This is a genomic window from Streptomyces sp. NPDC096339, from assembly GCF_044762985.1.
Taxonomy (GTDB): Bacteria; Actinomycetota; Actinomycetes; order Streptomycetales; family Streptomycetaceae; genus Streptomyces.
Genome location: NZ_JBIWFI010000065.1, coordinates 1 through 22,046, shown reverse-complemented (window position 1 = coordinate 22,046; position 22,046 = coordinate 1). Strand labels below are relative to the sequence as shown.

The 22,046-nt window shown below is 71.6% G+C and carries 23 protein-coding genes; 14 read left to right on the top strand and 9 right to left on the bottom strand.

Going from position 1 to position 22,046, the window contains the following annotated elements:
- Positions 1-262: 262 nt before the first annotated feature.
- Positions 263-688, top strand: a complete 426-nt coding sequence (locus ACIQ5Y_RS39365; protein ID WP_403892231.1) for a hypothetical protein — start codon at positions 263-265, stop codon at positions 686-688.
- 117 nt (positions 689-805) lie between these two features.
- Here ACIQ5Y_RS39365 and ACIQ5Y_RS39360 read toward each other — a convergent pair whose 3' ends face one another.
- Entirely contained in the window at positions 806-1,480 is a 675-nt protein-coding gene (locus ACIQ5Y_RS39360) for a FadR/GntR family transcriptional regulator (protein WP_403892227.1), read from the bottom strand.
- A 79-nt stretch (positions 1,481-1,559) separates the two neighbouring features.
- Between ACIQ5Y_RS39360 and ACIQ5Y_RS39355 the strand changes: the two genes are divergently transcribed.
- The 4 genes from ACIQ5Y_RS39355 (at position 1,560) to ACIQ5Y_RS39340 (ending at position 3,895) form a co-directional block, all read left to right on the top strand.
- Positions 1,560-2,831, top strand: coding sequence for a CynX/NimT family MFS transporter (locus tag ACIQ5Y_RS39355; protein ID WP_403892224.1), 1,272 nt, complete (start codon positions 1,560-1,562; stop codon positions 2,829-2,831).
- Between the two features lie 5 nt (positions 2,832-2,836).
- Complete coding sequence (locus ACIQ5Y_RS39350; protein WP_376661561.1) at positions 2,837-2,956, top strand: SGM_5486 family transporter-associated protein; 120 nt, start codon at positions 2,837-2,839, stop codon at positions 2,954-2,956.
- A 150-nt stretch (positions 2,957-3,106) separates the two neighbouring features.
- The gene (locus ACIQ5Y_RS39345; protein ID WP_403892221.1) at positions 3,107-3,322 is read left to right on the top strand and encodes a hypothetical protein; all 216 of its coding nucleotides are present in this window, start codon (positions 3,107-3,109) and stop codon (positions 3,320-3,322) included.
- Between the two features lie 51 nt (positions 3,323-3,373).
- Positions 3,374-3,895, top strand: a complete 522-nt coding sequence (locus ACIQ5Y_RS39340) for a SixA phosphatase family protein (protein WP_403892218.1) — start codon at positions 3,374-3,376, stop codon at positions 3,893-3,895.
- Positions 3,896-3,984: 89 nt separating this feature from the next.
- Here ACIQ5Y_RS39340 and serB read toward each other — a convergent pair whose 3' ends face one another.
- Positions 3,985-5,184: a phosphoserine phosphatase SerB gene (gene serB / locus ACIQ5Y_RS39335; RefSeq protein WP_403892215.1), complete on the bottom strand. Its 1,200-nt coding sequence runs from the start codon at positions 5,182-5,184 to the stop codon at positions 3,985-3,987.
- 959 nt (positions 5,185-6,143) lie between these two features.
- Here serB and ACIQ5Y_RS39330 point away from each other — a divergent pair.
- Entirely contained in the window at positions 6,144-8,726 is a 2,583-nt protein-coding gene (locus tag ACIQ5Y_RS39330) for an FHA domain-containing protein (protein ID WP_403892212.1), read from the top strand.
- A gap of 99 nt (positions 8,727-8,825) precedes the next feature.
- Here the strand turns inward: ACIQ5Y_RS39330 and ACIQ5Y_RS39325 are convergent, their stop codons facing one another.
- The 3 genes from ACIQ5Y_RS39325 to ACIQ5Y_RS39315 form a co-directional block, all read right to left on the bottom strand.
- A complete protein-coding gene (locus tag ACIQ5Y_RS39325) occupies positions 8,826-9,527 on the bottom strand; it encodes a transglycosylase SLT domain-containing protein (protein WP_403892209.1) in 702 nt (233 codons plus the stop codon).
- A 308-nt stretch (positions 9,528-9,835) separates the two neighbouring features.
- The gene (locus tag ACIQ5Y_RS39320; protein ID WP_403892237.1) at positions 9,836-10,954 is read right to left on the bottom strand and encodes an S-adenosylmethionine:tRNA ribosyltransferase-isomerase; all 1,119 of its coding nucleotides are present in this window, start codon (positions 10,952-10,954) and stop codon (positions 9,836-9,838) included.
- The gene (locus ACIQ5Y_RS39315) at positions 10,945-11,793 is read right to left on the bottom strand and encodes an SDR family NAD(P)-dependent oxidoreductase (RefSeq protein WP_403892206.1); all 849 of its coding nucleotides are present in this window, start codon (positions 11,791-11,793) and stop codon (positions 10,945-10,947) included. Before ACIQ5Y_RS39315 ends, ACIQ5Y_RS39320 begins: the two co-directional genes overlap by 10 nt.
- Before the next feature lie 159 nt (positions 11,794-11,952).
- Here ACIQ5Y_RS39315 and ACIQ5Y_RS39310 point away from each other — a divergent pair, with 159 nt between their 5' ends.
- The 3 genes from ACIQ5Y_RS39310 to ACIQ5Y_RS39300 all read left to right on the top strand — a co-directional run bounded on the left by ACIQ5Y_RS39310 (position 11,953) and on the right by ACIQ5Y_RS39300 (position 14,119).
- A complete protein-coding gene (locus ACIQ5Y_RS39310) occupies positions 11,953-13,098 on the top strand; it encodes a GAF domain-containing sensor histidine kinase (protein WP_403892203.1) in 1,146 nt (381 codons plus the stop codon).
- The gene (locus tag ACIQ5Y_RS39305; RefSeq protein ID WP_403892200.1) at positions 13,091-13,744 is read left to right on the top strand and encodes a response regulator; all 654 of its coding nucleotides are present in this window, start codon (positions 13,091-13,093) and stop codon (positions 13,742-13,744) included. Before ACIQ5Y_RS39310 ends, ACIQ5Y_RS39305 begins: the two co-directional genes overlap by 8 nt.
- A gap of 129 nt (positions 13,745-13,873) precedes the next feature.
- The gene (locus ACIQ5Y_RS39300) at positions 13,874-14,119 is read left to right on the top strand and encodes a chaplin (protein WP_403892234.1); all 246 of its coding nucleotides are present in this window, start codon (positions 13,874-13,876) and stop codon (positions 14,117-14,119) included.
- 383 nt (positions 14,120-14,502) lie between these two features.
- Here ACIQ5Y_RS39300 and ACIQ5Y_RS39295 read toward each other — a convergent pair whose 3' ends face one another.
- Positions 14,503-15,288 (bottom strand): hypothetical protein, encoded by a 786-nt coding sequence (locus tag ACIQ5Y_RS39295; protein WP_403892197.1) that lies wholly within the window; start codon positions 15,286-15,288, stop codon positions 14,503-14,505.
- A 133-nt stretch (positions 15,289-15,421) separates the two neighbouring features.
- On the opposite strand from ACIQ5Y_RS39295, the gene ACIQ5Y_RS39290 reads away from it, so the two are divergent.
- The 4 genes from ACIQ5Y_RS39290 (at position 15,422) to ACIQ5Y_RS39275 (ending at position 18,772) form a co-directional block, all read left to right on the top strand.
- Positions 15,422-16,222, top strand: a complete 801-nt coding sequence (locus ACIQ5Y_RS39290) for an ABC transporter ATP-binding protein (protein WP_403892194.1) — start codon at positions 15,422-15,424, stop codon at positions 16,220-16,222.
- A gap of 143 nt (positions 16,223-16,365) precedes the next feature.
- Positions 16,366-16,794, top strand: coding sequence for an NfeD family protein (locus ACIQ5Y_RS39285; protein WP_403892191.1), 429 nt, complete (start codon positions 16,366-16,368; stop codon positions 16,792-16,794).
- 86 nt (positions 16,795-16,880) lie between these two features.
- Positions 16,881-17,861, top strand: a complete 981-nt coding sequence (locus tag ACIQ5Y_RS39280) for an SPFH domain-containing protein (RefSeq protein WP_403892188.1) — start codon at positions 16,881-16,883, stop codon at positions 17,859-17,861.
- A 140-nt stretch (positions 17,862-18,001) separates the two neighbouring features.
- Positions 18,002-18,772 (top strand): sulfite exporter TauE/SafE family protein, encoded by a 771-nt coding sequence (locus ACIQ5Y_RS39275; protein ID WP_403892185.1) that lies wholly within the window; start codon positions 18,002-18,004, stop codon positions 18,770-18,772.
- A 39-nt stretch (positions 18,773-18,811) separates the two neighbouring features.
- On the opposite strand, the gene ACIQ5Y_RS39270 is transcribed toward ACIQ5Y_RS39275, so the two are convergent.
- The 3 genes from ACIQ5Y_RS39270 to ACIQ5Y_RS39260 form a co-directional block, all read right to left on the bottom strand.
- A complete protein-coding gene (locus ACIQ5Y_RS39270; RefSeq protein WP_376661611.1) occupies positions 18,812-19,315 on the bottom strand; it encodes an HNH endonuclease in 504 nt (167 codons plus the stop codon).
- A gap of 150 nt (positions 19,316-19,465) precedes the next feature.
- Complete coding sequence (locus ACIQ5Y_RS39265) at positions 19,466-19,999, bottom strand: YbhB/YbcL family Raf kinase inhibitor-like protein (RefSeq protein ID WP_403892182.1); 534 nt, start codon at positions 19,997-19,999, stop codon at positions 19,466-19,468.
- Between the two features lie 129 nt (positions 20,000-20,128).
- Positions 20,129-20,911, bottom strand: coding sequence for a sporulation protein (locus ACIQ5Y_RS39260; protein ID WP_403892179.1), 783 nt, complete (start codon positions 20,909-20,911; stop codon positions 20,129-20,131).
- Between the two features lie 120 nt (positions 20,912-21,031).
- Between ACIQ5Y_RS39260 and ACIQ5Y_RS39255 the strand changes: the two genes are divergently transcribed.
- Positions 21,032-21,673, top strand: coding sequence for a DNA-3-methyladenine glycosylase (locus ACIQ5Y_RS39255; protein WP_403892176.1), 642 nt, complete (start codon positions 21,032-21,034; stop codon positions 21,671-21,673).
- Positions 21,674-22,046 lie beyond the last annotated feature (373 nt).

Below are 22,046 nucleotides of genomic sequence, written 5' to 3'. Positions count from 1 at the left end.
CCCGCCCCCCCCCCGCCCCGCCCCGGGGGGGGGGGGGGGGGGGGGGGGGGGGGGGGGGGGGGGGGCCGGGGCCCCCCCCCCCGGGGGGGGGCGGGGCGCCCGGGGGGGGGGGGGGCCCCCCCCCCCCCGCCGCCGTTTTCCGTACGGGTTCGATCGGATGTTCACGGGCTGATCGGATCTTCCCGAGTCGAAAACCGGGACATATGCCTGCAAACTGACCAGGCCGGGATCTTCCCGGACCTTGCGGGGAGGAGGTGCGGGAGTGCGCGCGAGGCCGAGCGGAGCGGTGTCGCTGCTGGTCGCAGCCGTGGTCCTGACCGGGCTCCTGATCCCCGGAGCCTCCGCACGGCCCGGCGGGGGCGACCCCGCGGCCGGTCCCGAGGCGCAGACCGTCGTGGACCTCTCGGACATCGCCGTCGAGCCCCCCGTACAGCCCGCTCGACCCCCCGCCGCGGAACTCTTCGGCGCCGACTGCGACACCGAGATCTCGGGCTCACAGGTGACGGCGCGCTGCCACAACGGCTACCCGCAGACCGACCTGGTGCGGCTGCACGTCGAATGCGACCGCTGGTGGGACCTGGACGGCGACAGCGCCCCCGTGTCCGTCGGCCCCGCCGGCCGCGTCGAGCTCACCAGCCGCTGCTGGAAGGAAGTCCGCTCGGCCTGGGTCAGCCACCAGCGGCCGTGACGCCCCCGGGGCCGTCCGACGGTGCCCTGCCGTGTCGCCGAAACGCCCCGGCGGCTCCGTTGCCGACACGCTCCGGACACCGACGGCCCTCTCCGGCGCCCGTCCGCCGGAGAGGCCCTACGACTCCCGGCCGAGGCAGACGAACGGATAGCCCGCGGCCTCCGAGGCCGCCGCGTCCCCGTCGCCCCGCCGGATCGCCTCGATCAGCCGGGCGTGGTCCACATGCGCCTCCGGGCGCAGCTCCGTCCCCACGTCCGAGCGCAGCCAGTCGGCCACCAGATCGCCGAGGTCCGCGTACAGCTCGATCAGCACGTCGTTGTGCGAGGCCGTCACCACCGCCATGTGCAGACTCACGTCCGCCGCGACGAACACCTCCGCGTCCCCGCCCGCCCACGCCTCCTCGCGCCGCGCCAGCAGCGCGTCCAGCTGTACGAGGTCACGCTCGCTGCGCCGCTCCGCCGCCAGCCGGGCCGCCGAGGACTCCAGCGTCGAGCGGAGCTCCGCGATGTGCCGCGGATTGGCCCCGGCGAAGCGGCGGTGCATCACACCGGCCAGCTCGCTCGTGGCGATCACGTACGTGCCCGAACCCTGCCGGATGTCGAGCAGCCCGTTGTGCGCCAGTGCCCGCACCGCTTCGCGCACGGTGTTGCGCGCGACGCCGAGCAGCTCCACCAGCTCCGGCTCGGTGGGGATGCGGGAGCCGACCGGCCACTCGCCGGAGGTGATCTGGTTCCGCAGCTGGGCGATCACCTGGTCGACGAGAGCGGAGCGCCGGGGCGACGTCAGCGGCATGGGGTCCTCTCGGAAAACACGTGTTGTTTACACAGAAGTGACTGGACAACCAATCATCCCATGATTCTATGATGGCGGAATGCTCGACGAAGAAATCCAGTCCCGGCACGCCGCCGCCCCCACCCGGCAGGCACCGGCGCAGCCGGCCTGGCTGGGCCCGCTGCTCATCGTCGGCATCGTGCTGGCCGCCCTCAACCTGAGGCCCGCCATCACCAGCCTCGGCGCCCTCTTCGAGGAGACCCGCGAGGGCCTCGGCATGAGCGGCACCGTCGCCGGACTGATCACCTCCGTCCCCGCCCTCTGCTTCGCCGTCTTCGGCGTCACCGCGCCCCGGCTCTCCCGCCGCTTCGGCCCGGCCGCCGTCGTGTGCGCGGCCATGGCCGCCGTCGCCGCAGGCCTGGTGATCCGCTCCTTCGCGAGCAACGCCGCCGGCTTCCTCGCCGCCAGCGCCCTGGCCCTGGCCGGCATAGCCGTGACCAACGTCCTGGTCCCGGTCATCGTGAAGCGCTGGTTCCCGGAGAAGGTCGGCACCATGACCGGCCTGTACTCCATGGCGCTGGCCTCCGGCACCTCCCTCGCGGCCGCCGCGACCGTCCCGCTCACCGACGCCCTCGGCGGCAGCTGGCGCACCGGCCTGCTCGTCTGGGCCGTGCTCGCCGTGATCGCCGTACTCCCGTGGCTGCCCATCGCCCGCACCGCCCGCCGGGAGGAGCGCGCGGCCGCGGCCTCCGCCGGAACCCTGCGCGCGGCCGACACCGGCCCCCGCGTCGTCCGCAGCCGCACCGCCTGGGCCCTGGCCTCCTACTTCGGCCTCCAGGCCACCGGCGCGTACATCACCATGGGCTGGCTGCCGCAGATCTTCCGCGACGCCGGAGTCTCCGCCTCCACCGCCGGCGTGCTCCTCGCCGTCACCATGGCCGTGGGCGTCCCCCTCTCCTTCGTCATCCCCGGCCTCGCCGGCCGGATGAAGAACCAGGGCGCCATCGCCGTCACCCTCGGCCTCTTCGGACTCACCGGCTACCTCGGGCTGTACCTCGCCCCCGTCGCCGGAGCCTGGGCCTGGGCGCTGCTCATCGGCGTGTCCAACTGCGCCTTCCCCCTCGTCATCACCCTCATAGGGCTGCGTGCCAAGTCCCCGGCCGGGGTCGTCAAGCTCTCCGCGTTCGCCCAGAGCGCCGGCTACCTCATGTCCATCCCCGGCCCCCTCCTGATCGGCGCCCTCTACCAGCACAGCGGCGGCTGGGACCTGCCGCTGGCCCTGATGGCGGGGATCCTCGTACCGCAGATCGTGCTGGGCGTCCTGGCCGGCCGGGACCGCACGATCGAGGACGAATGCGGCATGGCAGACTGACCGGCATGTCGCCCGTACTTGAACCAAACCCGCAGAACGGCCACAAGAAGCTCGGCCTCGTGCTCGGCGCGATGCTCGTCGTGACCGTCGTCATCGCGATCGTCGCGACGCTCGCCTCCCCCTGAGGTAGGGGTAACCCCACCACCCCTAGGGGGTCAGGGTCAGGGTGAAGTGGGGTGTGCCCCCGATGTGAACGGCTCCCTCGAATCCATAGATTCGAGGACAGAGAGCCAGTCCCGTCCGCACACCCCGCCCGCACACCCACGGAGGCGGCCATGTCGGCCCCCACGCACACCCGCACCCGCCCGTCCGCCCCCACCTCCCGGTTCGGCGCGGACGCCCGGCTGCACTGGTGGGCACTGGCCCTGCCCGCCCTCGCCTTCGGCCTCCTCCTGCTCCTCCTCGCCGGATCCGGCCAGGCCGAGGCCGCCACCGGCGAGGGCCCGGCGCTTGTCCAGGTCGCGCAACAGCTCCTGCGCGCCGTCGCCTGACCCCTTCAACACCCTGCGCCGCACCCCCCGTTTCATGCGAAGCTGGGAGTCATGAGCGCCGACACACCCCGCAGGATCGCCCTCCTCCGGCACGCCAAGGCCGACTGGCCCGATGTGTCCGACCACGAACGCCCGCTGGCGGACCGCGGCCGCAAGGACGCACCGGCCGCCGGTCTGAAGCTCGCCGAAACCGGCATCGCCTTCGACCTGGCCCTCTGCTCCACCGCCGCCCGTACGCGCGAGACGTGGAAGCTCGCCGTCCAGGAGATGCCGCACCGGCCGAAGACCCACTACGAGGAACGGCTCTACGACGCCTCGCTCGGCGAGATCATCGCCCTGCTCAACGAGACCTCCGACGAGGTGGCGGACCTCCTGGTCATCGGGCACAACCCCGGCATGCACGCCCTCGCCGACGCCCTCTCCGGGAGGGCGAAGGACGACACGCTCGCACGGATGACCCGTACGGGATTCCCCACGGCGGCGCTCGCCGTCGTCTCCTTCACCGGCTCGTGGAAGTCCCTGGAGCACGGGGTGGGCACGCTGCTCGACTACTGGACCCCGAAGGGTCACTGAACCCCTCGCGGACTCCGTACGAAGTCCGCCGCACGCGAACGGGCCCCGGCTGCGCACTGCTGCCGGGGCCCGTTCGCGTGCCGTACGAGTCACGCCAGGTCGGCGGCCTCGACCTCCTCGCGGGTGATCCCGAGCAGGTACAGCACCGCGTCCAGGAACGGCACGTTCACCGCCGTGTGCGCGGCCTCGCGGACCACCGGCTTCGCGTTGAAGGCCACGCCCAGACCGGCCGCGTTCAGCATGTCCAGGTCGTTCGCACCGTCACCGATCGCCACCGTCTGGGCCAGCGGCACCCCGGCCTCGGCCGCGAACCGGCGCAGCAGCCGGGCCTTGCCCGCCCGGTCCACGATCTCGCCGGTGACCTTGCCGGTGAGCTTGCCGTCCACGATCTCCAGGGTGTTGGCCGAGGCGAAGTCCAGCCCCAGCCGTTCCCGCAGATCGTCCGTCACCTGCGTGAATCCGCCGGAGACCACGCCGACCTGGTAGCCGAGCCGCTTGAGCGTACGGATCAGGGTCCGTGCCCCCGGCGTCAGCTGCACCTCGGCGCGGACCTTGTCCACGACGGAGGCGTCCAGCCCCGCGAGCAGCGCCACCCGGGCGTGCAGGGACTGCTCGAAGTCCAGCTCACCGCGCATGGCCCGCTCGGTCACCTCGGCGACCTCGGCCTCGCAGCCGGCGTGCGCGGCGAAGAGCTCGATCACCTCGTCCTGGATCAGCGTCGAGTCCACGTCCATGACGACCAGGCGCTGGGCCCGGCGGTGCAGCCCGGCCGACACCACGGCCACGTCGACGCCGATCTGCGAGGCGGCCGTGGCCAGCGAGGTGCGCAGCGGTTCGGTCTCGGTGCCGGAGACGGCGAATTCCACCGCCGTCACGGGGTACTTGGCGAGCCGGAAGATACGGTCGATGTTGCCGCCGGTCGCGGTGATCCGGGCGGCGATGGCGGCGGTGGACTCGGCGGTCAGCGGATGCCCGAGCACGGTGACGTGGGAACGGCCGCTGCCGCGCGGCCGGTTGTCACCGGTTCCGGAGAGGATCTCGGCCTGCATCCGCAGCGACTCGGCCCAGCTGTGGACGGTGGCCCGCAGCTCGCCCTCGGCTCCGCCGGCGGGCCGGGTGACGAGGGCGCACAGGACGATGCGGCCACGGGTGACGACCTGCTCGATGTCGACGACGTCGACCGAGTAGGCGGCGAGGGTGTCGAACAGCCCGGCGGTGATCCCGGGACGGTCCTTGCCGAAGATCTTGACGAGGAGGGTGGGGACGTCGGAGGTCTGCGATGCGCTCATGGTGCCCTCACCGTATCTTCCCGCCCCCCACTCCAGGACCCCCGTCCCACCCTACGGGCGACACGCTTTCCCTGCGCCTCCAACTCCGCACCCCCAGCCCCACCGGGCCACCCCCGATCCGGCCCCGCCGGGGCCCGCCCGGGCTCTCCACCCCTGCCCAGCCCCGCCGACGAGTGACCCACGACACCCGAGCCCCACCCGCCCCCACCTCCGGCCCCAGGCCCTCCCGCCTCGCCGGCGGTTGAGGCCCGGGTCCCCCTCCAGCCTCGCCGGCGTTTGAGGCGCGGGGGTCCGGGGGCGGAGCCCTCGGGTCTTTCAGCCCGTCCGGCGTTTGAGGACCGGGGTCCGGGGCGGAGCCCCGGGGAACGGATGAAGGGCGGGTAGGGGAGTGCTCCGCGCAGCGGCACCCCGGGGCGGCCCGCACGCGAAGGGCCGTCGGGGCCGGGCGCGCGCGCCGGGGCACCTCCTCGGGCGTCGAACGGTTCGAGCGGGTGAGGAGGGGAAACGGGGTGCGTTCGACGCCCTGCGGGAGCGCCCCACCGCACACCCGACCCCGCCGGCGCGGGGGTGGCAGCGAGTCGGCTCGCCGCACGGAGGGCGTCGGCCGCGCCGGACCGGGTCGGTGGTCTTCACCCACCCGGAGGTGGGGGAGGGCCCCGGGGACGGCCGGGCCGCCAGGTCACCCGATGACCAGGCCCCCGCAGCGGCACGCCCAGCCAGGACCCGTTCGGCGTACCGAGCAGGACGTCGGCACTTCCCCCAACGAACGGGACGCACACCGGGCATACGCGGTTCCCCCGAGCCGGGCCGAGCGGGCGAGAAGTCCCCTTCCTCACTCTCCGGGCGACTTTCACCCCCGTCAACGGGCAGGCGTGGAGGCCGTATCGTGGCCCCGATTCCACATGTGGCCCCGGGCCTGAAATAGTTCCCCCGGATGTTCGCCATCCCTAGACTCCCTGATGTCAGGGGGATTCTCGGGGGACTTAAGTGGGGCTGGAGTGCCGGAACTCGTACTGGAATTGAATGGAAGGACCTGGACGCTCGATCCGTCCAGGTCGTACTCGCTGGGGCGCGACCCCCAGGGAGACGTGGTGATCGACGACGCCCGGGTGTCGTGGCGGCACGCCACCATCGCCTGGAACGGCCGGGGTTGGGGCATCGAGGACCACGGCAGCACCAATGGCACCTACGTGCACGGTGCGAGGGTCCAGCAGACCGAACTCGTGCCGGGCACGCCGGTCCACCTGGGCAACGCCACCGACGGCCCGCGGCTGAATCTGAGCGCTGCCGCCGCGCCGCAGCAGGCCGTGCCCCAGCAGCACGCGCAGCAGCACCAGCAGGCCTACGCGCAGCAGGCGGCCCCGGCCTACCAGGCCCAGCAGCAGGCCGCGCAGCAGGCCTGGGAACAGCAGCAGCACGCCCAGCAGCAGTACGCCCAGCCGCAGCAGCAGGCGCAGCCGCACTTCCCGCACCAGCAGGGAGCCGCCGCCGCGCCCGGCCCGGCGCAGGGCGCCGCGCCCGGCTACAGCGACCGCAGCCCGACGACGTTCCACCAGTTCTCGCTGGGCCACGTCATGCGGATCGGCCGTGCGCTGGAGAACGAGCTGGTGGTCTCCGACCTCCAGGTCTCCCGCCTCCACGCCGAGTTCCGTTCGACCGGCGGCCGCTTCGAGATCCACGACCTCGGCAGCCACAACGGCACCTACGTCAACGGTCAGCCGCTGCCCAAGTCCGGCTCCGCGCAGATCGGCCCGAACGACATCGTCGGCGTCGGCCACTCGACGTTCCGCATCGTCGGCGACCGCCTCGAGGAGTTCGTCGACACCGGCGCGGTCTCCTTCTCGGCCCGCCACCTCACGGTCACCGTCGACGGCGGCAAGCAGATCCTCAAGGACGTCACCTTCGGCGTCCCGGAGAAGTCGCTGATCGGCGTCATCGGCCCCTCCGGCTCCGGCAAGTCGACGCTGCTCAAGGCGCTGACCGGCTACCGGCCCGCCAACCAGGGTGACGTCCTCTACGACAACCGCAACCTGTACAAGCAGTTCGCGGAGCTCCGCCAGCGCATCGGCCTGGTCCCGCAGGACGACATCCTGCACAAGGAGCTGAAGGTCAGCACGGCCCTCAAGTACGCGGCCAAGCTGCGCTTCCCCGGTGACACCGCCGAGTCCGAGCGCGCCGCCCGCATCGACGAGGTGCTGCGCGAGCTCAAGCTCGACATCCACAAGGACAAGAAGATCACCGCGCTCTCCGGTGGTCAGCGCAAGCGCGTGTCCGTGGCCCTGGAGCTGCTCACCAAGCCGTCGCTGATCTTCCTGGACGAGCCGACTTCCGGCCTCGACCCGGGCATGGACCGCGACGTCATGCAGCTGCTGCGCGGCCTCGCCGACGACGGCCGCACGGTCCTCGTCGTCACCCACTCCGTCGCCGAGCTCTCCATCTGCGACAAGCTGCTGGTCATGGCCCCGGGTGGTTCGGTCGCCTACTTCGGCCCGCCGGACGACGCGCTGAACTTCTTCGGCTACAGCACGTGGGCGGACGTCTTCTCGGCGTTCGAGAACTACCGCGACTACGACTGGGCCGGCCGCTGGAAGGGCTCGCAGCACTACCAGCTCTACGCCGCCGACCTCGACGCGGTCGCCCCGCAGTCGGTCGCCATGCCGCCGGCCCAGCAGATGCGCCCGAGCACCCCGCAGGGCTGGGGCTCGCAGTTGTTCACGCTGATCCGCCGCTACGTCTCCGTGATCGCCTCGGACCTCGGGTTCATGGCCCTGATGGTGCTCCTGCCCGCGGTCCTGGGTGTGGTCTCCACGGTGATCCCCGCGAAGTTCGGTCTCGCGCCCCCCGTGGCGCCGTCCCGCTTCAACGGCGACGCCGGCACGATCATGCTGATCCTCTGCGTCGGCATGTGCTTCTCGGGCGCCGCCAACTCGGTCCGTGAGCTGATCAAGGAACGAGTGATCTACGAGCGTGAGCGCGCGACGGGCCTCTACCGGTCCGCGTACCTCATGTCGAAGGTGATCGTCCTCGGCGTCATCACGGCCATCCAGGGCGTGATCATCTGCGCGATCGGCTTCTTCCCGCGCGACCTGCCCGCCGAGGGCCTGATCATGCCGCCGGCCGTCGAGATCTGCCTGTCGGTCATCGCGCTCGGCTTCACCTCGATGATGTTCGGCCTGGTGATCTCCTCGCTGGTGAAGACCGCCGAGAAGACCATGCCGCTGCTGGTCATGTTCGCGATCGTCCAGGTCGTGTTCACCGGCATCCTCTTCCAGGTGTACGACTCCCCGGGCCTGGAGCAGTTCGCCTGGCTGATGCCCTCCCGCTGGGCCATCGCCGCCGCCGGCACCACGCTGAACCTCGGCAAGCTCATGCCGCCGTGGGACCAGCAGAACCCGACCAACACCGACCCGCTCTGGGAGGCCACGGTCGGCCAGTGGAGCCTGAACATGACCATCCTGATCCTCATCGGGGTCGCCTGCGGCTTCGCGGTCCAGCGCCTGCTGCGCCGCCACGAGCCCGAGGTCATGCGCGCCGGCAAGTAACCCGGCCCGCGTGCTCCCACGCACGAAACGCCTCAGGGGCGGCATCCGGAATCCGGGTGCCGCCCCTGAGGCGTATGGGGGCTGCCGTGTCAGCGGGGCCTAGTAGGCGCTGTTGACGTTGTCCATCGAGCCGTAGCGGTCGGCCGCGTAGTTGCAGGCGGCGACGATGTTGGCGACGGGGTCGTACAGGTCGAACTTCGTGCCCTTGACGTGGTACGTGTTGAAGGTCGGCTGGATGACCTGGAGCAGACCCTTGCTGGGGATGCCGTTCTTGGCGTTGATGTCCCAGTTGTTGATGGCCATCGGGTTGCCGCTGGACTCGCGCATGATGTTGCGGTGGATACCGGCGTACGTGCCCGGGATGCCCTCGCGCTTCATGATGAAGAGCGCTTCCTTGATCCAGCCGTCCAGGTTGTTCGCGAAGACGGGGGTGCGGGCGGCGGAGCGGCTCGCGGCGGCCTTCTGCTCGCGGTCCTTCTTCGCAGCCGCCTCGGCCTTGGCCTTGGCGTCGGCGTCCGCCTTGGCCTTGGCGTCGGCCTTGACCTTGGCCGCGGCCTTCGCGTTCGCGTCGGCGATGACCTGCTGCGCGGAGAGGTGGCCGTGCATTGCCTTGGTCTGCGCACCGTCGACGACCTTGGTCCAGGCGACGGGGGCGGCGGCGGTCACCTCGGTGACCTCGGCGGCGTCGGCCGGGACCAGGGAGAAGGCGAGCGCGGCGACGCTGAACGTGGCGACACCGGCAATGGACAGCTTGTGTGCCTTCGTCAGACGACTGTGACCGGGGGTGCTGGAAGCAGACATGATCGGGCAACCTCTTCGAATCGCGGGGGCCGCAGGAAAGCGCCGAGTGGATCCGGGATCCGCGGCGCTGTGCGACGAGGGCAATTCTTAGCGGTGGCAAAAAGCTGTGGCAAAGGTGTGACGTACGATCCCGCTTAGTGGATCAGGGGCGGGCGCCGAGGCCCGAATTTCGACCTCGGCGCTAGGCGCACCCGTGCTGACAGGACCTTTATCCGTCCACTAGGCGACTTCGTAAGTGATCTGGGTCCTATGCGCGGGCTCACATCGGGCACGTAACGAATTCACCAAGCGTTGCTACAGCAATGCAATCAGTTACGGATCTCATCCTTGAGTAGCAGATGGACGTCCCCGAATTCGTGCCAAAGGCAGAGCCGGGCCCTCGCCTCGGCATACCCGCGCCGTACGGCGTCCCGCCCCGCGACCGCCTCCAGCATCAGCAGATGGGACGCCTCCGGCTCGTGCAGCCCGGTCAGCAGCCCGTCCACCACCCGCACCCCGCGCTGCGGCGTCACCACCAGCCCGGTCCACCCGGAGGCCGCGCGCACCACCCCGTCCCGATCCGCGGCCGACTCCAGGGCCCGCACGGCGGTGGTCCCCACCGCGATCACCCTGCCGCCCGCGGCCCTGGCGGCGTTCACCAGCCAGGCCGTCGTCGCCGGCACCTCGTACCGCTCCGGGTAGGGCGGCTCGTGCGCCTCCTGCGAGGCCACCCCCGTGTGCAGCGTCAGCGGCGCGAACTGCACCCCCCGGCTCACCAGCCGCGCCACCAGCTCCGCCGTGAAGGGCCGACCCGCGCTCGGCATCTCCGCCGAGCCCGAACCGTCGGCGGCCGGCACCGCGAAGACCGTCTGGTACACCGACAGCGGCTGGTCCCGCTCCGTGTACGCGTACCGGATCGGCCGCCCGTACGCCCGCAGCAGCGCCGGCACCTCCGTGGACGGCCGCGCCCACCACAGCCGGTCCGCCCCGGCGTCGAGAGGCTCCTCCAGTACGAGCCGATGCCCGCCCGGCAGCTCCACCAGACCGCCCGCGGGCCCGCCGGCCCGCCTGCGGGTCGTACCCCGGCCGGCCGGCTCCCGCAGCTCCACCGCCCAGCGCCCTCCCCCGGACTCCGTCCGGGGGTACTCCCTGTCCCCACGGGTCGAGAAGTGCACGACCACCTCCTCGCGGCCCAGCCGGCCGTCCACGGCGGCCGCCAGCGTGGCCGACGTGTTCACCACCAGCACGTCCCCCGCCCGCAGCAGCCCCGGCAGCTCCCGGAAGGCGTGCAGCGACACCTCCGTACTGCCCCGCGAGACCAGCAGCCGCACGGAATCCCGCCCCAGCCCCGGCCCCCGCTGCTCTACGGGCACCCGCGCCGACAGCTCCGGCGGAATGTCCGTTATATACAGTCCCTCCCCGGGCCCGGCCCCCGTCCTCACAGCGATCCCTCCGCTCCGGTCGCACCGACACCGGCCACACCGTCCGGCACCCCGCCGGGCGCTCCGTCGGCGCCACCACCCCCTTCCCCCGCGGCCACCCCGCCCGCCGCGAGACGATCGGCCGTGTAGCGCCCGCTCGGCAGCCACCGGTCCAGCAGCGCCAGCAGCACCGGCGCCACCTCCTCCGGCGCGGGCAGCCCCGTCAGGTCCTCCCCGGGCTCGGCCGCCGCCATCATCCGCGTCCGCATGGAACCCGGATCCGCCCACCACACCCGCAGCCCCGGCTCCTCTCCCGCCAGCACGGCCGACATCAGGTCGCCCGCAGCCTTCGTCGCCCCGTACGCCCCCCACGTCGCGTACGGAACCACCGCCGCGTCCGAGCTGATGTTCAGCACCGCCCCGGCCGCCGAGGCCCGCAACAGCGGCAGCCCCTCCTGGAGCAGCCCCAGCGGCCCCACCACGTTCACCTCGAACGCCTCCCGCAGCCCGTCCAGCGCATGCTCCGCCAGCGGCACCAACGGCTCCGCCCCCAGCACCCCGGCGTTGTTCACCAGCAGATCCAGCCCGCCCAGCTCCCGCGCCGCCGCGACCAGCGCCGCCCGGTGCGCCGCCGAGGACACGTCCCCGGCCACCGCCACCACCCGCCCACCCGTCGCCCGACCGCCGCCCCTCATCGAGGCGCTGCGCGCCGCCCCTCCGCCCGCCTTCGCCGACTCCGCCGCGGCCTCCTCCAGAGCCCCCGCGCCCCGCGCACTCAGCACCAGGTCCCAGCCGCGCGCCGCCAGCTCCCCGGCCAGCGCCCGGCCCAATCCACGCGAAGCCCCCGTCACGATCGCCACCGACATGACCGCACCCACACCCTTCCGTCCCCGATCAGCAGATGCCCCCAACCTAGGAAGCCCGCACCCCCCGCCGCGTCGGCCGCCGGCCCCACCCGTACCGGTCCCTTGGACCTACGCCCGAGGCCCGATCCCGCAGGTCACGGTCGTGGGTACGGTGAGCCCATGCACAAAGGACGCAAAGGACCGGAACGCACCGGCCTGGCCGCCGTGAGCACCGCGCTGCTCGCCATGAGCCGCCGCCTGGAGGTCCGCGACGTCCTGCGCACGATCGTCGTGTCGGCCCGCGAGCTCCTGGACGCCGAGTACGCGGCCCTGGGCGTCCCGGACGACCACGGAGGCTTCGCCCAGTTCGTGGTGGACGGCATCAGCCCGGAGCAGTGGAGGGCCATCGGCCCCCTGCCCCGCCAGCACGGCATCCTCGCCTCGATGCTCCACAAGGAGGCCCCCGAGCGACTGGCCGACGTACGCCAGGACCCGCGCTTCGGCGGCTGGCCGGCCGCGCACCCCGAGATGTCCGACTTCCTCGGCCTGCCCGTCCGCGACGGCGAGGAGATCCTCGGCGCCCTCTTCCTCGCCAACAAGAAGGGGCCGGACGGCTTCACCGACGAGGACGAGGAACTCCTCGCCCTCCTCGCCCAGCACGCGGCCATCGCCCTGACCAACGCCCGGCTCTACGAGCGCAGCCGCGAACTCACCATCGCCGAGGAGCGCTCCCGCCTCGCCCACGAGCTGCACGACGCCGTCAGCCAGAAGCTCTTCTCGCTCCGCCTCACCGCCCAGGCCGCCGCCGCCCTCGTGGACCGCGACCCGGCCCGCGCCAAGGACGAGCTACAGCAGGTGTCCGCCCTCGCGGCCGAGGCCGCCGACGAACTGCGCGCCGCCGTGACCGAGCTGCGCCCGGCCGCCCTGGACGAGGACGGCCTCGTCGCCACCCTGCGCACCCACGTCCAGGTACTCGACCGGGCGCACACCGCGCACGTCACCTTCACCTGCGACGGCGTACGGGCCCTGCCCGCGACCCAGGAGGAAGCACTCCTGCGCGTGGCCCAGGAAGCCCTCCACAACGCCCTGCGCCACTCGGGCGCCGACCGCGTCGAGGTCACCCTGGCCCGCACCGACGGCGGCGGAGCGGTGCTCGCGGTCCGGGACTCCGGCAAGGGCTTCGACCCGCGGACCGTCCGCCGCGCGGGCCGCCACCTGGGCCTGGTCTCCATGCGGGACCGGGCCGGCGGCGTCGGCGGCCGGCTCACCGTGCACTCGGAGCCCGGCACGGGCACCACGATCGAGATGGAGGTCCCCGGTGGCTGACGACTCCGGCCGCATCCGCATCCTGCTGGTCGACGACCACCAGGTGGTCCGCCGCGGCCTGCGCACCTTCCTGGAGGTACAGGAGGACATCGAGGTGGTCGGCGAGGCCTCCGACGGCGAGGAGGGCATCGCCCGCGCCGAGGAGCTCCGGCCCCACGTCATCCTCATGGACGTGAAGATGCCGGGCACGGACGGCATCGAGGCCCTGCGCCGGCTGCGCGGACTCGCCAACCCCGCCCGCGTACTGATCGTCACCAGCTTCACGGAACAGCGGACGGCGATCCCCGCACTGCGCGCCGGAGCCGCCGGATACGTCTACAAGGACATCGACCCCGACGCGCTGGCCGACGCGATCCGCTCAGTCCACGCGGGCCACGTGGTCCTCCAGCCGGAGGTGGCGGAGGCCCTCCTCTCCCAGGAGGAGCAGAACCAGGGCGGCACGGGCCGCCCGGGTTCCCTCACCGACCGCGAACGCGAGGTCCTGGGCCTGATCGCGGACGGCCGCTCCAACCGGGAGATCGCCCGTGCGCTGGTCCTGTCGGAGAAGACGGTCAAGACGCACGTCTCGAACATCCTGATGAAACTGGACCTCGCGGACCGCACCCAGGCCGCGCTCTGGGCCGTCAGGCACGGCCTGGCCGAGTAAATCGGACCAATCCGAGATTCATACGGTCGGGTGTATGTGACCCGTACGGCGCATCCCGATCACGGGCCGACCGTTCTCCATGACGTGCCGCGACGGCTGGTCGCGGCAGACGTACTGGAGGACGAGAACGTGAAGAACTTCAAGAAGGCCGCAGCAGTCACCATGATCGCGGGTGGCCTCCTCGCCGCCGGCGCGGGTGTCTCCTCGGCGCACGGCAGTGCGTCGGCGGAGGGCGAGGCCCTGAACTCGCCCGGCGTGGCCTCCGGGAACCTGCTCCAGGTCCCGGTCCACGTCCCGGTCAACGTCGTGGGCAACTCGGTCACCGCGATCGGCCTGCTGAACGGCGCCTGGGGCAACACGGGCGTCAATTCCTGACGGTGCCTCTCGCACCGCTTCGCGGGCTTCGAGGCCCGGCGACGGACTCCGTCCGTCGCCGGCGCGGGCCCGCATGACGCGGCGCACCCACACCGGCCCCGCTTCCCCCCTCTCCCCGGGAAGCGGGGCCGAGGCGCTTCGGGTACAACCAGGCGCCGCCGGCCCGAACCAGCCCCGCCGGCGTTTGAGGCGCGGGGCCCGGGGGCGGAGCCCCCGATACCCGGGTCGAAGCCCGCCCGGGCCAATCGGCGCCGCCGGGCAAAACCAGCCCCGCCGGCGTTTGAGGCGCGGGGTCTGGGGCGGAGCCCCAGGAGCCGGGGCGCAGCCCGCTCGGCCCGGCCCGCACCCCCGCACCGCATGTCCCCCGAGCCCGCGGCAGGCGACTAGCGGAGCCGCTCCTCAACGGCCGAGTTGTACGCCGCGACGAGCGCCCGCCGGGCCACCCGCTCCACCGGCCGCAACGCCTCCGCCCGCGCCGCCATCTCCGACGAGGACACCGCACCCCCGTGCCCGCTCTCGTACGCCAGCGACACCATCAGGTCCACCCGCTGCGCCAGCGACAGCACCCGCACGGCCCGTGCCGGATACCCGGGCGCCAGGGCCTTGTCCGACGGCCCCGCCTCCGCCCGCGCCCGGTACGCCGACAGCGCTGCCTCCGCGACCGGCCCCGACCCCGCCACGTCCAGCCGCGTCAGCACCACCGTCGCCTCGCGCAGCGCCTCCGCCAGCTCCCGCTCCGCCTCGCCCAGCGAGGGCACGTCCGCCGGCGGGGCCTCCCGTACCGGCAGGCAGTGCCACACCACGGAGACGTGCACGTCACCCGCCGGGCCCGCCTCGGCCACCTCCGGCACCAGGCCCAGCGCGGCGCCCACGCACACCACGGCCTCCTCGGCCTCCAGCGCCCGCGCGTTGAACTCCGGCGGCCCGCTCAGCCCCAGCGGATGCCCCGGGGCCGGCAGCGCGATCCGCAGCCCGCTCGCGCCCAGCGCCCGCAGCCGGCCGAGCGCCAGCGTGAGCCCCACCGGCTCCGCCTCACCCGGCAGCCCCGCCACCCGGTGCACGGAGTCCTCGCCCACGATCGACAACACGGCCTCGTCGGGCGAGACCAGACCGGCCAGCAGTGCGTTCCCCCAGGCGGCCAGCCGCCCTGAACGTGGTTCGAAAAGCATCCCCCCACTCTACGGATCCGGCCCCGCGCCGGGCCCCGGCCCCGGACCCCTCCCCGAGTGGCGTAGGTTTTCCCCTGGGGCCGCGCCTACAGGCGGGCACAGAACCGTGACTGCAAGGGGTGACAACACGCTCATGAGCGATGTTCTGGAGCTGGTGGACGTATCCGTGGTCCGCGAGGGCCGGGCGCTGGTGGACCAGGTCTCCTGGTCGGTCAAGGAGGGCGAGCGCTGGGTGATCCTCGGCCCGAACGGCGCCGGCAAGACCACGCTGCTGAACCTCGCCTCCAGCTACCTCTTCCCCACCAAGGGCAGCGCCACGATCCTCGGCAGCACCCTCGGCAAGCCCGGCAGCGACGTCTTCGAACTGCGCCCCCGCATCGGCGTCGCCGGCATCGCGATGGCCGACAAGCTCCCCAAGCGCCAGACCGTCCTGCAGACCGTCCTCACCGCGGCCTACGGCATGACGGCGACCTGGCAGGAGGAGTACGAGGAGGTCGACGAGCTGCGCGCCCGCGCCTTCCTCGACCGGCTCGGCATGACCGACTACCTCGACCGGAAGTTCGGCACCCTCTCCGAGGGCGAGCGCAAGCGCACCCTGATCGCCCGCGCCCTGATGACCGACCCCGAACTGCTGCTCCTCGACGAGCCGGCCGCCGGGCTGGACCTCGGCGGCCGCGAGGACCTCGTACGCCGCCTGGGCCGCCTCGCCAGCGACCCGCTCGCGCCCTCCATGGTGATGGTCACCCACCACGTCGAGGAGATCGCCCCCGGCTTCACCCACGTCCTGATGATCCGCCAGGGCAAGGTCGTCACCGCGGGCCCGATCGACCTCGAACTGACCTCCCGCAACCTCTCGCTCTGCTTCGGCCTCCCGCTGATCGTCGAGCGCAACGGGAACGACCGCTGGACCGCCCAGGGCCTGCCCCTGCGCTAGCGGGTACCCGCGCCGGCGCGAACGCCCAGGCGAACGCCCAGGCGAACGCCCAGGCGAAGACCGGCGCGAACGTCAACGCGAAGGCCAACGCGAAGGCCAACGCCCCCTGTTCCGGCCGCGCCCACCCCGCCTACCATGACCATGTGGACATCGACGCGTGGGTGTGGTGGCTCATCGGCGCGGTCGGACTGGGCATCCCCCTCGTCCTGACCGCGATGCCGGAGTTCGGGATGTTCGCCGTCGGCGCGGTCGCGGCCGCCGTCACGGCGGCCCTCGGCGGGGGAGTGGTGGCCCAGGTCCTCGTCTTCGTGATCGTGTCGGTCGCGCTCATCGCCGTCGTACGGCCCCTCGCCAACCGGCACCGCGACCAGCGGCCCCAACACCGCAGCGGGATCGACGCGTTGAAGGGCAGGAGCGCCCTCGTCCTCGAACGCGTGGACGGCCGGGGCGGCCGGATCAAGCTCGCCGGTGAGATCTGGTCGGCGCGCACCCTCGACGCGGACACCAGCTTCGAACCGGGCCAGTCGGTCGACGTCGTGGAGATCGACGGGGCGACCGCCGTCGTCATGTGACAAGCAGCCTGCTCGCGGGCCCCGGGTCTGCGAGACTCCGTTCAACGGGGCAGCACAGACAGCCGGAAGGGCACGGGGAGAACCGCATGCAACCGATCATCATCGTCCTGATCATTCTGGTGGTTCTGGTCTTCATCGCACTGGTCAAGACGATCCAGGTGATCCCGCAGGCCAGCGCCGCCATCGTCGAGCGGTTCGGCCGCTATACGCGCACCCTGAACGCGGGCCTCAACATAGTCGTGCCGTTCATCGACTCGATCCGCAACCGGATCGACCTCCGCGAGCAGGTCGTCCCCTTCCCGCCGCAGCCGGTGATCACCCAGGACAACCTGGTCGTCAACATCGACACCGTCATCTACTACCAGGTGACCGACGCACGGGCCGCCACGTACGAAGTCGCCAGCTACATCCAGGCGATCGAGCAGCTCACCGTCACCACCCTGCGCAACATCATCGGTGGCATGGACCTGGAGCGGACGCTCACCTCCCGCGAGGAGATCAACGCGGCCCTGCGCGGGGTCCTCGACGAGGCCACCGGCAAGTGGGGCATCCGCGTCAACCGCGTGGAGCTGAAGGCGATCGAGCCGCCGACCTCCATCCAGGACTCGATGGAGAAGCAGATGCGCGCCGACCGCGACAAGCGCGCCGCGATCCTCCAGGCCGAGGGTGTCCGGCAGTCGGAGATCCTGCGCGCCGAGGGTGAGAAGCAGTCCTCGATCCTGCGCGCCGAAGGTGAGGCCAAGGCCGCCGCGCTGAAGGCCGAGGGTGAGGCCCAGGCCATCCGTACGGTCTTCGAGTCCATCCACGCAGGCGACGCCGACCAGAAGCTCCTCGCCTACCAGTACCTCCAGATGCTCCCGAAGATCGCGGAGGGCGACGCCAACAAGCTCTGGATCGTGCCCAGCGAGATCGGGGACGCCCTCAAGGGCCTCTCCGGCGCCATGGGCAACTTCGGTCCGATGGCGGGTGGTTCGGGCTTCAATCCGCAGGGCACCGGCAAGGACGGCGCCGGCACGGAGGGCGGCGGCATCGGCGCCCAGCGCCGCGAGCAGCCCCCCATCGACTAGAGGGACCGGAGGGGGCCGGGGGACAGGGGATCCTGCCCCCGGCCCCCTCCGGCCGCCGTACCCTCGGGCATGATCAGTGAGGCCCCTCGACCTTCATGGCGGGGAGGCGACTCACTCACGCAAAGGGGACGACCCCGCCCATGTCCATCTGGGAATCACTCGCGGTCTTCGCCGCCGGCATCGGTGCCGGCACGATCAACACCATCGTCGGTTCGGGCACCCTGATCACCTTCCCGGTGCTGCTTGCCACCGGCCTCCCGCCGGTCACCGCCAACGTGTCCAACACCCTCGGCCTGGTGCCCGGTTCCATCAGCGGGGCCATCGGCTACCGCAAGGAACTCCAGGGCCAGCGCTCCCGCATCCTGAGGCTCGGCGCGGTGTCCCTCGTCGGCGGTCTCGCGGGAGCCGTCCTGCTCCTCACCCTGCCGTCGGACTCCTTCGACACGATCGTGCCCGTCCTCATCGGACTGGCCCTCGTGCTCGTCGTCTTCCAGCCCCGCCTCGCCGCCTACCTGCGCCGCCGCCAGGAGACCACCGGCGGCGACCCGGGCCACCCCGACGGCGGCCCCGCGCTCCTCGGCGGAATGCTGCTCGCCAGTGCGTACGGAGGCTACTTCGGCGCCGCCCAAGGAGTCCTCTACCTCGGCCTGATGGGCCTGCTGCTCCACGAGGACATGCAGCGGATCAACGCCGTCAAGAACGTCATCGCCGCGCTGGTGAACGGAATCGCGGCCGTCGTCTTCCTCTTCGTCGCGGAGTTCGACTGGACGGCCGTCCTGCTCATCGCCGTCGGCTCCACCATCGGCGGCCAGATCGGCGCCAAGGTCGGCCGCCGCCTCTCGCCGACCGTCCTGCGAGCGGTCATCGTGACCGTCGGCATCCTCGCGATCGTTCAACTGCTGATCCGCTGAGTGCCGTAGAAGAACTACGTCACTCAGCGGACCGGCACATCATGCGGAACGCTCGAGCCACTCCGGCAGTACGTCCCGCCCGTTCACCCCCAGGGCCAGCAGCATGGCGTCCGCCGGAGACGGTACGAAGGGCTTCCGGAGGAGCGGCATCCCCGCCTCCTCCGGAGTCCTCGCCGCCTTGCGGTGGTTGTCCTCGGCGCACGAGGCCACCGTGTTGAGCCAGGTGTCCCCGCCCCCCTGGGCCCGCGGAAGTACGTGGTCCACGGTCGTCGCGCGCTTCCCGCAGTACGCGCACCGGTGTTGGTCCCGGACCAACACCCCCCTCCGTGACCAGGGAGCATGTCTTCGGAAGGGCACCCGGACGTACCTGCAGAGCCGGATCACCCGGGGCATCGGAAGATCCATGGTGGCGCCGCGCACACGGAGATCGGGGTGCGACTGTTCGACGACGGCCTTGTCCTGGAGCACCAGGACCACGGCCCGGTTCAACGTCACCGTCGACAGCGGCTCGAAGCTCGCATTCAGCACCAGCGTGTCCCGCATCTCGCCCACCTCCCGTGTGCAGGCCCGCGACCACCCTGGCGGCAGGGCCCGCAACCACTCTGGCCGCGCGCGCCACGCGGGACAACGCAATAAAAATGCCCGGTCCAGGCCGTCTTTAGACCAGGACCGGGCAAACACGAGAAGAAGAGATCAGCCGGCGGGCGCCTCGTACTCACCGATCAGCTGGGCCCGCCCCAGCGAGTGGAACCGCAGGTTGAAGCCCACCGCGGCCGGGGACACGTCCTCGCCGGGGCCGAGCTTCTCCTGATCCACCGCGTAGACGGTGAACACGTACCGGTGCCGCTCCCCGGCCGGCGGAGCCGCCCCGCCGAACTCCTTGGTTCCGTAGTCGTTGCGCACGTGCACCGCCCCGGCGGGCAGCCCCTCGAACTTCCCACTGCCCGCCCCGCCCGGCAGCTCGGTCACGGACACCGGGAGGTCGAACAGCACCCAGTGCCAGAATCCGCTCCCGGTCGGCGCATCCGGATCGAAGCACGTCACGGCGAAACTCTTCGTCCCCTCCGGAAACCCCTCCCACCGCAGCTGCGGCGAGCGGTTCCCGCCCGAGAGCACCTGGTCGGGACCCAGATCGGCACCGGGCGACAGATCCGTGCTCGTCACCGTGAACTCGTGCACCTCGGGGTGGAAAGCGTGCGGCAGGGGAGCCCTCTTCTGCTCGGCCACCACGGAACCTCCTGTCTCGGACGGGGAAGACTGATCACCCGGGATCCTAGGGGCCGACGCACCGTCAGGAGGGGCGACGACGACGGAGGGCCCGGACCGCGGTGGCGGTCCGGGCCCTCCCCCATCGGCTCAGAACCAGTTGCGCTGAGAGCCCACCGAGGCGATCCACTGGTTCAGGTAAGCCGCCCAGTCCGTCCCCTGGTACGACTGCAGCCCCACCTGGAAGCAGCGGTAGGTGTCGCTGCCCTCGGTGAACAGCCCCGGCTTCTTGTCCATCTCCAGGACGACGTCCATCTCGTGCCCGTCCGAGACGAAGGTCAGCTCGACCTGGTTCAGCCCCCGGTACTGCGACGGCGGCAGGAACTCGATCTCCTGGTAGAAGGGCAGCGTCTGCCGCGTCCCGCGGATGTGCCCGCGCTCCATGTCCGCGCTGCGGAAGGAGAACCCGAGCTGGCGGAACGCGTCGAGGATCGCCTGCTGCGCCGGCACCGGGTGCACGTTGATCGGGTCGAGGTCGCCCGCGTCCACCGCACGCGCGATCTCCAGCTCGGTGCTGACCCCGATGTTCATCCCGCGCAGGTGCTGACCCCCGAAGTGGGTGATCGGCGTCTCCCAGGGGATCTCCAGCCCGAAGGGCACCACGTGCACGGCACCGGGCTGCACCTGGAAGGCACCGCCGAGACGCTGCTTGGTGAAGACGATGTCCTGCTTGTACTCCTGGTCGCCGCCCTCCACCTCCACACGCGCCTGAAGCCCGACCGACAGCCCCTCGATCTGCTGCTCCACGGAACCGCCCTGGATCCGCACCTCGCCCTGGACGATCCCGCCCGGCACGACGTTCGGCTCGGTGATGATCGTGTCCACCGAAGCACCGCCGGCACCCAGGCTCGCGAACAGCTTCTTGAACCCCATGCTCAAACTCCCCTTGAAGGCACTTTGTGTAGGTGTGGCGACTGCGCCGCGACTACCTCTTACAAACGCGGAACCTTAGGCCCCGGTTCCAGGCGCGCGCGTTCCACTACGCTCGACCGGATGAGCGCGCGCCCTGACCGTACGCCCCTGGCCCGGTCCTTCTTCGACCGCCCGGTCCTCACCGTGGCCCCCGACCTCCTGGGCCGCACCCTCGTCCGACACACAGCGGACGGCCCCATCGAACTGCGCATCACGGAGGTGGAGGCGTACGAGGGGGAGTCCGACCCCGGATCCCACGCCTACCGGGGCCGCACCGCTCGCAACGCATCGATGTTCGGGCCGCCCGGACACGCGTACGTCTACTTCATCTACGGCATGTGGTTCAGCCTCAACCTGGTGTGCGGCCCACAGGACCACGCGAGTGGGGTCCTGATCCGCGCGGGCGAGATCACCACGGGTGCCGAGCTCGCCGCCAAACGTCGGGTTTCAGCCAGATACCCCAGGGAATTGGCCAAAGGCCCGGCCCGACTGGCCACGGCCCTGGACGTGGACCGATCCCTGGACGGCGCGGACCTCTGCGCCGGCCCGAAGTCCCCCTTGTCCCTCCTCGCCGGCACCCCCACCGCGCCCGACCTGGTGAGCAGCGGCCCGCGCACAGGAGTGGGCGGAGCGGGCGCGGCCCACCCGTACCGCTTCTGGATCACGCACGACCCGACGGTGAGCGCGTACCGCGCCCACGCGCCACGCCGTCGCTCAACTTGACTCGCCCCTGCCGGACGCCTAACGTAGCTCGAGCCGCTTTTACGGGGCACTGCCATCGGCAGATCCCGGAGCGGCCAACCCACTACCTACGACTTACCCCTGGCGGGGTTCTATTCGGCATGCCCGAATTCCCGGCCGGCGGCTCGATTATGAGTCGCAAGGGAAAAGCGCTAACGTAGCGGAGCGCCGAAAGGCACAGACCTCCAACGGTCACCGAATTCAAATCCAAGCCGGAAACGACGCGGAAATGATCTGGTAGAGTTGGAAACGCAAGACAGCAGAACGAAAGCCCGGAGGAAAGCCCCCAGCCAGTGTTGCTGAGGGTGAGTACAAAGGAAGCGTCCGTTCCTTGAGAACTCAACAGCGTGCCAAA